8 protein-coding genes are annotated in these 12,142 nt (G+C 33.3%); all 8 read right to left on the bottom strand.

Annotated features, from left to right (window positions below; genetic code table 11):
- Window positions 1-41: 41 nt before the first annotated feature.
- Window positions 42-809: a hypothetical protein gene (locus ACNH59_RS01470; protein WP_418263687.1), complete on the bottom strand. Its 768-nt coding sequence runs from the start codon at window positions 807-809 to the stop codon at window positions 42-44.
- A gap of 19 nt (window positions 810-828) precedes the next feature.
- Window positions 829-2,490: a glycoside hydrolase family 43 protein gene (locus ACNH59_RS01475; RefSeq protein WP_418263688.1), complete on the bottom strand. Its 1,662-nt coding sequence runs from the start codon at window positions 2,488-2,490 to the stop codon at window positions 829-831.
- Window positions 2,491-2,515: 25 nt separating this feature from the next.
- On the bottom strand, window positions 2,516-3,715 hold the full coding sequence (locus ACNH59_RS01480) for a Gfo/Idh/MocA family protein (RefSeq protein WP_418263689.1): 1,200 nt from the start codon (window positions 3,713-3,715) through the stop codon (window positions 2,516-2,518).
- A gap of 2 nt (window positions 3,716-3,717) precedes the next feature.
- Window positions 3,718-5,061 (bottom strand): Gfo/Idh/MocA family protein, encoded by a 1,344-nt coding sequence (locus tag ACNH59_RS01485; RefSeq protein WP_418263690.1) that lies wholly within the window; start codon window positions 5,059-5,061, stop codon window positions 3,718-3,720.
- Between the two features lie 3 nt (window positions 5,062-5,064).
- Complete coding sequence (locus tag ACNH59_RS01490; RefSeq protein ID WP_418263691.1) at window positions 5,065-6,462, bottom strand: 3-keto-disaccharide hydrolase; 1,398 nt, start codon at window positions 6,460-6,462, stop codon at window positions 5,065-5,067.
- Window positions 6,463-6,532: 70 nt separating this feature from the next.
- On the bottom strand, window positions 6,533-7,729 hold the full coding sequence (locus ACNH59_RS01495) for an alginate lyase family protein (RefSeq protein ID WP_418263692.1): 1,197 nt from the start codon (window positions 7,727-7,729) through the stop codon (window positions 6,533-6,535).
- A gap of 7 nt (window positions 7,730-7,736) precedes the next feature.
- Window positions 7,737-10,157: a glycoside hydrolase family 2 protein gene (locus ACNH59_RS01500; RefSeq protein WP_418263693.1), complete on the bottom strand. Its 2,421-nt coding sequence runs from the start codon at window positions 10,155-10,157 to the stop codon at window positions 7,737-7,739.
- A 144-nt stretch (window positions 10,158-10,301) separates the two neighbouring features.
- Window positions 10,302-12,128, bottom strand: a complete 1,827-nt coding sequence (locus ACNH59_RS01505) for a glycoside hydrolase family 2 protein (RefSeq protein WP_418263694.1) — start codon at window positions 12,126-12,128, stop codon at window positions 10,302-10,304.
- Window positions 12,129-12,142 lie beyond the last annotated feature (14 nt).

Consider the following 12,142-nt stretch of genomic DNA (forward strand, 5'->3'; position numbering starts at 1 on the left):
CAACGCCTTATGTTTTTTATTTCTTTTCTTTTTTCAGAATATTATTTACATGAAATTTCACTTAAAGTAGCACTCTGTGCAGCAGATAAACTTTTATCCGTTTTAAATAATACAAATTGATCTATGGCATGAAATTTAGAGCGTCCTGAAATTTCTACGTCATAAACCCCAACAGTATCGAATTTTGCAAAAATATCATGTGGATCATTATCACTAGTTGAAGATCTCCAAAACCATTCACCTACTTTATTCATATAAACTTTAAACCACCCGTTTGATCCAGCTCCTTCTGGCACAGGCGTTTTTCCTGAACCTTTTGGATAGACTCTTTCTCCTCCAGCTTTTTCCCCATAAAAATCATTCCCATTAATTTTCAACCAGCTATCATTAAAATCGGTATTACTGGTTCCTTCCGCTATTCTAGACCTCCAAACAAATTGGTATGTTCCTGGGCTATTTATTTTGATAGAGAATTTAATTGTTCCAATTCCTGGTGTATTAAAATTATCATTTGCCGTCCAAACAAGATAACCTGTTCCTTCATAACCAGAAAACGTACTTGCAGTAGCCCAACCATTAGCTATTGTGCTTGGGTTTTCAAGATCTACACGAACGATGCCATCTTTTTCATTAAATAATTTACCTGAAGTACAACCTGTAGGAACTTCTTCTTCTTCAACCATTTCTGTTTTATCTTCTGTATCACTTGAACAGCTCGTAATAATTAGAGACATACCTAAAATTAGCAATGGTATTAATACTTTAAAAAAACTAGGAATTTCTGTAGACTGACTTTTTGTTTTAAACATTATATTATGATTTTTAAGTTTATTTGTTTGCAAAAGCTTTTAATTCAAAATGATCATAGGTAGCACTACTTTTTGATAGCTTACCTCTTGATGATGTATATAGTCCTACCATAGAACCTGTAAAACGTCCTGCGGGTGGAAATCCTAATTTACTAGCATCTGTTTTTGCGATTAATATCCAAGAAGATTTTGATTCTTTAACATAAAATGAAATTTTAAAATGATCTAAATGAATTTTTAATTCAATCGTTTTATTTGTTGTTAATTCTTGCCGACCTAAAAGCGTTTTCCCATCATAATACGCACTTACTACCATTTTACCTTTGTAAAGTTCCTTTACTAAGGTCCATTCTTCGTCGTGTCCTCTTTCAAATGCCAAACCGGCGCATTCGTTTTCTTTTTTTGGTGTAAAATTTAAAGACGTTATGGCATCTATTTTCATTTCTGGAACCCGAATTCCTAAAAATGAAGGTTGCTGAAAGTTTTCGATTTGATCTGGTCTCAATTTTAATTCTAATTTACCAGATTTAACAGCCCACCAAACTTCTCTAGGAGTTCGAATCATAGTCCAGTCAAATTTTAGCTTCTTATCATCAAAGTTGTCAACAAAATCAAAATTACGTTGCTCTCCTTTGAACATTTTAGGTGCTTTGTGAGTCATCGCAGTTGCTCCAATCTTTCCCTCTGAATTGTATATTGGCCAAATACCAGACCAATCTAAAGGTGCTAAGAATGTTTCTCTTCCCATAACATTCTTATTTTCATCTTTGCTTCTTACCGCTAAAAATACCGACCACCAATCACCTTCTTTTGTTTGAAAAATGTCTGCATGACCAGTAGCATTAATACCTAAAATTAGATCTCCACGATGTGTTAAGATTGGATTTTTTGGGTTTTCTTCCCAAGGTCCTAATGGAGAATTAGACTTCCAAATTGAGACTGCATGTGACATACCGGTACCACCATGAGCTAAAACTAAATAATAAAGCCCTTCTTTTTTGTATAAATGTGGTGCTTCAAAAGCATACGGAGACCCAATAGTACGAGCTACGAAGTAAGGTTTTGAATCTAGTATTCCTCTTTCCCCTTTTAATTGAAACGTCTTTAAATCTATTTCCTGAACCCAAATATTTCGATGACTTTTATGCAAAAGCTCCTCCTTTACTGGCGTATAATTCCCACAGTAATACACTTTTCCATCATCATCAAAAAAAAGTGATGGATCAATTCCTGGCGCATCATTTATCCAATGAGGCATAGACCAAGGCCCCTCTGGGTTTGTTGCAGTAACAATAAAATTACCCTTAGGCTTGTTATCTTTACTATCAGTAACTAAAGTTGTTATCATGTAAAACATCCCCTGATGATAGCGTAATGTTGGTGCATAAATGCCTGCTGTAGAAGCCACACTATCTAAATCTAGCTGTTCAGGACGATGCAAAGCATGACCAATCATTTTCCAATTGACCAAATCTTTGCTATGATAAACAGGAACACCTGGAAAATATTCAAAAGTACTGGTTACCAAATAATAATCATCCCCAACTCTACAAACTGATGGATCTGGATTAAAACCAGCGATTATGGGATTATTATAAGTTATGTATTGTCCAAAACTACTTAGTGAACCTAAATAAAAAAGCCAAACAATAATTATATTTCCTATTTTATTTAAAATCATCAGTCTTAAGACTTGTTTTTTTATACTATATTTCAAGTTTAATAGAATTAGGATTCCATTTAATAATTCTATTCTCACACAAAGCGTCTAACCCCATTTGAACACAGATTGCTGTTTTTACACCTGTAATTAAACCTGAAACTGGTTGGTTGTTTGTTTGTATTGCGGTTCTAAAATCTAACAACGCTTGTTTTGTTGGGTCTAAGTGTTCTACATTAATTACATATCCTTTTTGTTCATCCCACATAGTAGTTGCGCCACTAACACCATCTACTTCTCCTAAAACTTTATTATTTTGCCCTTCTGGATAAAACCAAGCATGTTTTGTATCTATAATTATTGTCCCTTTATCCCCTAAAACTTTGATTTGATAACTATCTTTGGCATTACTTGTTAGGCAAGTAAATTTGGCGGTAACACCACTAGAATATCTATATGTCAAATGAACATTATCAAAAGTTTCTCTTCCATCTTTCCAATAATCGATACCTCCTACCCCCATAACTTGACTCGGTGTTTCATCAAGAACCCAATTCACAAAATCTATTTGATGTGAACATAATTCAGCCGTAAGTCCACCTGAAAATTCGCGATACATTCGCCAATTTATAGCTCGTTCAAATTTAGGTTCAGGTACAGGTCTTCTCCAATTACCATTTCTATTCCACTGGCATTCAAAAGTGAGTATTTCACCCACCTTACCTTCTTTGATTAGGTCAACCACATGAGTATAAAGTCTTGAACTATGATATTGATGTCCAGTTTGAAAAATCATTTTAGACCCACTTGCTACATTCGCTAAACTTTCAATACCGGCATATCCTTTTGCTAAAGTTTTTTCGCAATAGACATGCTTTCCAGCATTAAGTGCATCTGTTGCTATTTTAGAATGTGTACTAAAAGGTGTTGCTATAATTACTGCATCAATATCTTTATTATCTAAAAGTTTATGGTAATCTGAATATCCAATAGATTTTGTTTTCGATTTTGACAAACCTTGATTTAAACGAAACGGTAATAGATCGCAAACGCCAGCCACATTTACATTGTCTATTGAATTTAAAATTGATATAAGACCAGTACCCCTATCACCAGTACCAATAACACCAATCTTTAAGTTATCATTAGTACTAACTTTAGTAAAAATGTTAGAATAAAATAATGAAGGAGTAGCAACTGCTGCAGAAGCAACTCCCGCTTTCTTTATAAATACACGTCTTTCCATTTTTATATTTGAGGTTCCCAACCTGGTTCATAAGTTCTAGACCATAATTTCATGGCATCTTTATCAAATATTTTTCCTGATAATTGATCTACATCAAAATCTTTATTAATTCGATAAGCAATATTGGCATAATGTGTAAGCATTTGTGACATAGCTCCAACATCAATCGGTGAAGTTAATTTTGCTTTACCTCTGATTCCATCAAAAAAGTTTACCGTATGTCGCGTTGATAAATCACCACCACCCCCTAGTCCTACACTACCTTCTTTATTTGAAGATTTTATTTTGTGTTTTAAATCTCCTTTTCGATCATAAAGTTCGTAGCCATCACGGTCTATCATCACAGAACCTTCTGTTCCCATAATTAAAGTACCACGACCCTTACCATATTTATTATAACCATTTCGACAAACGCCATCCCACTGAATTATTTTATTTTCTTCAAATTTAAAAGTAGCCAACATCTCATCATACATAACCCAACCATCATCTTTAAAATGATTCTTATCCGCTAAAACAGTTACATGATTAGGATAATTTACGTCTAAAGCCCAACGCGCTATATCTAGTTCATGAGTGGCATTATTCCCCATTTCTGCCGTACCATAATCCCATCCATACCAATGCCAATTATAATCCCATGTGTCGTGCGTGTATTCTTTTCTGGGTGCTGGTCCTTGAAACAAATCCCAATTTAACCCTTGAGGAGGAGCCACTTTAACAGGATGAGGCGTTTTAGGCCTGTTATTAGCATAAAAAGCGATTGCCTTGTAAGCATGACCAATGATACCATTATGAATTTCGTTAACGATTTTTATACTTTCTAAAGACGAACGTTGCTGGTTACCCATCTGAATCACTTTATTGTATTTCTGTTGCGCTGCAACTATAAGTTGGTTTTCCCAAGGGTTATGACTACATGGTTTTTCTAAATACACGTGCTTACCAGCTTGCATAGCCATTATTGCACCTGGTGTATGCCAATGATCTGGCGTTGCCATAAAAATCGCATCAACATATTTATCATCAAGGATTTTTTTAATATTTTCCTCAAGTTTTGGTTTATAGTTTATTTTTTCACCAACTTTAGCAGCTGCTTTATCCATTTGACTTTGCATAACATCACATAGATATAGCAAACGCACATTGTTTTCTTTTGCTGTAATTCCTTCTATAAAAGCACCATATCTTCGTCCTAAACCTTGAATAGCAACATTAATTCTATCATTAGCACCTATAATATTATTATAGCTTTTTGCAGACATTGCATTTATACTACTACTTAAACTAATACCTGCAGTAGCTAAAGTTGCTTTTTTCAAAAAATCCCTTCTATTGTTATCCATGATTTAGTCTTTTTTATTTTTAGGAACACGAATTTTTATGTTTTTAAATGACACTTTATTGCCATGGTCTTGAAGTAAAATTTGGCCTTTTTCTAATAATCCAAAGTTTAGCCATTTAGCATATTTACTTTCCGAAACTAATTTCAAAAATGCTCTACTTCCTCTTTCGTATTCTAATACTTTTACATCATTTATCCAATGCTCTACATGATTATTAATAGAAACAATACGAGCCGAGTTCCATTCTCCAACAGGATTAACCGGTTTATTTGCGTCTGCTTTTATCAAGTCATAAAGAGAACACATAGTTCTACTTCCTTCTTTAGAACCCAATTTAGCGTCTTCATGATGTTCATCATCTAAAATTTGATACTCTAACCCTATTGACGAACCTTCACCCTTATTGATATCAGTATTTACGTAATACTTAATTCCACTATTGGCCCCCGAAGTTATTTTGAAATTAACCTGTAATTCAAAATTGCTATAGTCTTTTGTGGTAACAATATCGCCACCAGCCACTGATTCTCGCCCTCCAGTATCTGCTACTGACAGAACTCCATTCTCAATATTCCAGCCACTTTTGGGAAAATGTTCCAATTTGGCGCCTCTCCAGCCATTCGTAGTTTTACCATCCCAAAGCATTTCCCAACCATCCTTTTTTTCTTGAACAGTCAAGTTATTATGAGTTACTACAGGTTCTAAAGGAGATTCTAATAAATATTTTGATAGGTTTTGTGTTAGAATTTTAGCATCTTTCCACATCACCTTTTTACCTAATTTTTCCATTTTATCACCAATAGAATGGACTTGTAAACCGATAAAACCACTAGCTGTTTTATCATCAATTAAATAGGAAGCGGGCACCCCATTTATCCAAGTTTTGATGGTACTACCTATGGCTTCTACCCGATAGTGATTCCATTGATTTTGTTTAAATGCTTTTTGAGCTTCGGAATTATTTTCTAGAGTGGTTAACCATTTTCTTCTACCTTCATCATAAATTCCACCACTCCATGCCCTTTTTGATGGATCAATTTCAACTTGATATCCATGAACTCTACCGTTTTGGTAAAAAGGCAAACTATTACTTCTAATTTGAATACCTGAATTCATCGTAGAATCTACTTTGAAATCAATTTCAAATATAAAATCATTATAAAGCTTCTTAGTAACTAAGAAAGTATTGGGAGTATTTGCCACTGTTGTACCTGTTACCACTCCTTTTTCTACTTTATAAGTTGCCTCACCTCCTAAGATAGTCCAACCTTCGGTGTTATTTTTATTTATTAAATACACCCATGGCGTATTGTCTTTTTGTTTGGATGATTGGGAAGCACATGAACTACCAAAAGCAACCATTACTCCTAACATTAATTTACTTAAAACTTTTAATTTCATTTTTTATACTATTTATAGTTTGATCTACTTCTTTCAGTGCTAAATCAGTGTTAAATTTTTTATTTTACTGCTAAGTTCTATATACCCATAATAAAGGATAGCGAACAGGCATATTTCTTAAAATTTCAGCTTTATCGGGTATTTCGGAAAGTTGTTTCCAAGTTTTTATATATTTTTTGTTTTTTAATTTTAACCCTCCAAATAATAGAAAAGGATGCTTAGTTGGCCAATCATTCCAATACATGACATCTTCTGGGTATGGCCAAAGTGATTTGTTTCTCACAAATTTGTAAAGAAACTCAATACCAATTTTTAAATTTTTTCCATCACTTGTGGTAAATTGAAATAAATTTTCATCCCCATCAGATAGCATTTGAGCTAAAGCCGCCATAGCATCTAAATTAAATAGCGAATATCCGTATGGTTTAGTTCTTGCCAACTCTTTTGGAAAACTACCATCTTGAGCCATTTGATTTGGTAACAAATCAGTTTTAAACATATTTTTACAAAATTGTATCTGCTCTTGATTATTAACTAATCGTGCAAAAGCAGCCACTTGCATTGCCCAACAGGTACTATGATTATTTCCGTTATCACGTTCTTGTTTCCCATACGGATGTGATGTTAACCAATTTAAATATTGTGAAAACCATACTTTTATTTTATTCAAATCTTCGATATTCATTAGCTTCGAATCTTCTACAACTTCTATTGCTAATGCTACCTCAATCAAATGAACAGTATCAATAATTCCAATACCTCTTCCTGTTTCTATTCCCTTAATGGCCTGCCCGTAAAGCAAATGTGGATTCATTTTTGTTGAAGCATCTATAAACCATGCATTCAAATGTGGAAATAATTTTAAAATATATTTATCGTCCTTTGTTACTAGGTAGGCAGATGTTAATGCACCAGAAATCTGGCTTAGTCTGATCATTAATTCTCTATGTGCAACAAAATTATCAGGGTTTGTTAATCCATCCTTTCTAACATAAGGTCCCTCTGGATTTTTATCATCAGGCCACCAGTAATCGCCTTCCGAATAAAAATCATTCTTAGTCCCTGCACTTCTATTACATCCTTGAGAAGTAATAGTAAGAGGTTTTAAATCAAAATATTTTTTAACATCATTTATAATTCGTAATTCTTCAAGCGTTTTTACTTTATTAAAATTGGTTAATTCTTGTGAATAACTATCCAAAGTAAATACAGTCAGTGTTAAAAACAACACTGATAGGCACTTAAAAAAAAAATTGCTATTTTTCATTTTCAAATCAATCTATTTGAAGATAAGTTCCTTTAAAACTTTGATTAAGAACTGTAACTTGTAAAGGCTTTTTGTCTGAATTTCTTTTTATTTTAATCGATGCTTGCCCGTTTGCCATTTCGATGACTTCACTACCTGTTGGTGTACCTTGACTCACTATAGCTTCGCCACCATTTAGACATTGAAAATATACGCGTTCCTCATAATCTAAACAACGTAATCCTTTTTTATCAATAGCCGTTGCTGTCACTAGATAATAATTATCTTCTAACACTTTATATTCTAATTTTAAATCGATAGCTTCCGTATTTTTAGTAAATCTGTAATTTAATTTTAATACATCCGTAACTTTTTTACCGTCTTTAGTTTTACCAATGGCTTCCAAGTTATTTTCACCTTCTTCAAAATTTAAAGTCCAACTTAAACCTGCTGCAGGAAAACTTAATGTGTTTCGTTTTTTAATCCCTAGACTTTTACCGTTAAGAAATAACTCTACTTCAGGGCAATTACTATATACACTTACCTCTTTTGGTGTCTCTTTTGGACCTTGACGCTCTGTCCATGTATGAGATTCTATATAAGTAAATGGTTTATCACTCCAATAACTTTTAAAAACATAAAAAGCATCTTTGGGTTTTCCTTCTCTATCCACAAGACCTTTTTGATTCATATATGGAATAGGATTATCAGGACGCAAAGGAGTACCAAAATCTTTAAAAGCCCATTGTACATTCCCTACAAATGTGGGGTCATTCTCAGAAATTCGAAGATGCCAGTCGAATAAATCCACGATATAGTTTTCGCTCCAATCACCAATTTGAGCAATATTAGCAACATCGGTTTGTACAATTGCTTCTTCCCATCCATCTGATTGTATCTTACCTTCACCCGTAATAGGATTTTCTGTATGCCTACCTACGTGGCTGGAACCACCATATTCAGCATGTAAAAAATGAGGATATTCAGCTTTGTATTGATCAATAGCTTTTTGATAGCTTTTATAACTTCCGGAATACCATCCCGACCAAATAGAAGGCGAAAACACATCTACGATAGTAGAGCCTTCGTAATATTTTCTAATCGCTGTTTTTCTGGAAGGGTCTAATTGATGCGCCATATCATTTAGCTCTTTTAAAAACGTATTAATCATCTTAGTATCACCTCCTTTTTCAAAATCTGGCAACCAATAAATTTCATTTCCTAAAGACCATAATATGATGCTAGGGTGATTATAATTTTGATCAACAATCTCCTTCAACATCTTTTTTGTGTTTGTTTTCCATATCTCATTACCAACTCCGCCTCTACACCAAGGCAACTCATCCCATACTAAAATACCTAATTCATCACAGGCTTTATACACCTCAGGATCTTGTGGATAATGTGCTAATCGCACAAAATTTGCCCCCATATCTTTGATTAGTTCCATATCGGCTCTATGCTGTTTGTTACTCATTGCAGCACCTACTCCCGCATGTTCTTCGTGTCTGTGAGTACCTCTCAGTAACAATCGTTCTCCATTTAAATAAAAAGCACCATGATCTTTAAATTCAAACCATCTAAATCCCACTTTCTCTGAAACTTCGTCTTTTAATATCTTACCTTCAATTAATTCCACTTTTAGCGTATAAAGATTAGGAGCATTTGTATGCCAAAGCTTTGGATTTTTAATAGAATTGAAAACTATTTTAGAAGAATGATTTGTAATATTGAATTGATTAGATAAAATAGTTTTTCCCTTATTATCTAACAAAGAAGCCTTTACTTTCAAATTAGCATTATCACCTGGGTTAATTGAAACAGTAGCCTCTAATGAAGCCTTTGTTTTAGAAACAGTAGGGGTTGAAATTTTTAAATCTGATAAAAAATTTGTGGGCAACACTTCTAGCCATACATCTCTTGTAATACCTCCAAAAATAAAAAAGTCTGCTTTTTGAGAAGGAATTACTTCTGGATTAAAACTATTATCTACTCTTACTAAAACTTTATTAGTACCAGGTTTAATCACTTTTGAAATATCAACTGTAAATCCAATATAACCACCTGTATGTCCTCCTACTAATTTACCGTTTACATACACCTCACTAACGATATTTACTCCTTCAAAATATAATTGATAGGTTTGATGGGGAAGAATACTCCCAATTTGAATATCCTTTTTGTACCAACTAGCATTTCGTCTGTATCCCGGTCTAATGTCAGTCGCGTCTATGGCATTCCAGCTATGAGGCAGATTTATATTTTGCCAATTATTTTGCTTTAATGCTTCACCAATTTTTTTAGTTGGATTTTCTAAATACTGCCAGTTGGAATTGATATTTACTTTAGCTCTTCCTCTTAGATTTTCGGACTGCGCTATAAGATTTACAGATGTCATAAACAACAGTAGAACGCCAAAAAATTTTATTGAAGTGTTTTTTAAATTCATTAGTATAACTTTATTTCTGTGATATTAATTTAAATCAAATGTTTCTATTATTCGTTTAATTATCGTTTTTAGCCTTATAATTTTATATTTTAACTAGCTAACGAAAATTACCAAAAGTTTTATTTATAAAATCTCAATTAATTATTACTTTTTCAAGTTTTTATAAAATTTTTGCAAAGTATAAAAGGCCATTTTCTTATTACCCGTTTCAGAAATTAAACCTTTTCTATTATAACCATTTTGATATACATCATGCATACGACGTGGAGACCTGAAATCAGTTAAGATCCACGGTGTAATACCACTAAGCTGAGGAATTTTGGTCAAAGCGGGTAAAGTTTCACTATACAAATACGCTTGATTTTCTTCGGTCCACATAGTTGTTTTATCTCCGTGATTCCCTTGTAGTGCAGCGGCACCAAATTCTGATATAATCACTGGTTTGTTAATATCAATTTCCCAACGGATGTTTTTAAGATCTTCTATTTTACCACCATACCAACCGTAATATTGATTGAAACTCACAATATCTACTACATCTGAGAATTTATCCTCAATTACCATAATGTTTTTGTCTTTCTTACTTGGGTGATCTTCTAAAGCTGCAGTGATAAGACGTGTATTGTCTAATTTTCGAGTTGCTTTGGCTAGATTGGTTAAAAAATTAAGGCGCTCTTCTGATTGAGGAGTTTCATTAGCCATAGACCATATAATGACTGAAGCTCTATTTTTATCACGACTAACGGCCTCTTGTAATTGTGTTTCAGCTTTTTTATAGGTGTCTTTATTTTTCCAATCTATTGTCCAATACACGGGTATTTCTTCCCAAACTAACAATCCCATTTCGTCAGCCAAACGCACCATGTTTTCGTTGTGTGGATAATGTGCCAATCTTACAAAATTGCATCCCAATTCTTTTGCCCATCCTAACAATACTCTAGCATCTTCAATAGAGTGAGCTCTTCCACCACGCATTACATTCTCTTCATGTATAGAGATGCCTTTTAAGAATACTTTTTCTCCATTCAATAAAATATCAGCTCCCCTTGTTTTAATTTGTCTAAGACCTATTTTATCTGATATTGTATCTTCATTGGTTGAGATGGTAACATCATAAAGTTTGGGATTGGTATCACTCCATTTAGTAAACTTCCTTACAGGAATTTCAAAGGCAACATAGCCGTTAGAATCAGTGGTATAGCTTTTATTTAGTTTTAATTCCTTGATATTTACTGTTATCTTAGTATTGGCCTTGCCTTGACCATTTAACAGTATAAAACCTTTTAAAAGTTTATCATTTTCTTTATCTAATTGCACACTATAATCTTCAACAAATGTTTCACTTACCTTATATATGGTTACATCCCTTGTGATTCCGCCATAATTCCACCAATCGGTACTAACAGTAGGAACTTCATCAGCAAAACGCTTATTATCTACTCTTACAATAACATAATTACCCTTAGATTTAAGCACCTTTGACATTTCAAAATTAAAAGGTGTAAAACCACCTCTATGTGCTCCAATTTTTTTTCCATTTACATATACATCAGCAAAATAGTTTACAGCTCCAAAATGCATAAAATATCTTTTTGATGGATTATAATCTGGGATATCAAAAGATTTTTTATACCAAAGAGTGCCTTCGTAATAAAATAAATTTTCTTTTTGAGAATTCCAATCACCAGGAACTAACAAAGTGGGAGCTGCATCAAAATCATACTCAACCCTATCTGTTTTATCTTTAGGTTTTGCGTTTAAGTAAAAAGCTCCTGCACCTGGATTTTCAGATTCGTCATGAGGTTCTCTTCTGTAATTATAAAATCCAGATTCATATACATCCACAATATAATTCCATCGACCATTCAGTGTTATTCCCTCTCTCATGTAACAATTCTGTAACAGATTATCTTGTGCAAACAACACTGTACTTGAAATTATCATTAAAAGAATTAAACCTATTTTTTTCATTATTTATTTTTTTT

Origin of the sequence: Flavobacterium faecale, assembly GCF_048320115.1 — a bacterium.
Lineage (GTDB): Bacteria > Bacteroidota > Bacteroidia > Flavobacteriales > Flavobacteriaceae > Flavobacterium > Flavobacterium faecale_A.

What these genes read in the sequence shown, in the direction of transcription:
- ACNH59_RS01470 (WP_418263687.1), bottom strand. Translation starts at nt 809, where the DNA reads ATGTTTAAAACAAAAAGTCAGTCTACAGAAATTCCTAGTTTTTTTAAA.
- ACNH59_RS01475 (WP_418263688.1), bottom strand. Translation starts at nt 2,490, where the DNA reads ATGATTTTAAATAAAATAGGAAATATAATTATTGTTTGGCTTTTTTAT.
- ACNH59_RS01480 (WP_418263689.1), bottom strand. Translation starts at nt 3,715, where the DNA reads ATGGAAAGACGTGTATTTATAAAGAAAGCGGGAGTTGCTTCTGCAGCA.
- ACNH59_RS01485 (WP_418263690.1), bottom strand. Translation starts at nt 5,061, where the DNA reads ATGGATAACAATAGAAGGGATTTTTTGAAAAAAGCAACTTTAGCTACT.
- ACNH59_RS01490 (WP_418263691.1), bottom strand. Translation starts at nt 6,462, where the DNA reads ATGAAATTAAAAGTTTTAAGTAAATTAATGTTAGGAGTAATGGTTGCT.
- ACNH59_RS01495 (WP_418263692.1), bottom strand. Translation starts at nt 7,729, where the DNA reads ATGAAAAATAGCAATTTTTTTTTTAAGTGCCTATCAGTGTTGTTTTTA.
- ACNH59_RS01500 (WP_418263693.1), bottom strand. Translation starts at nt 10,157, where the DNA reads ATGAATTTAAAAAACACTTCAATAAAATTTTTTGGCGTTCTACTGTTG.
- ACNH59_RS01505 (WP_418263694.1), bottom strand. Translation starts at nt 12,128, where the DNA reads ATGAAAAAAATAGGTTTAATTCTTTTAATGATAATTTCAAGTACAGTG.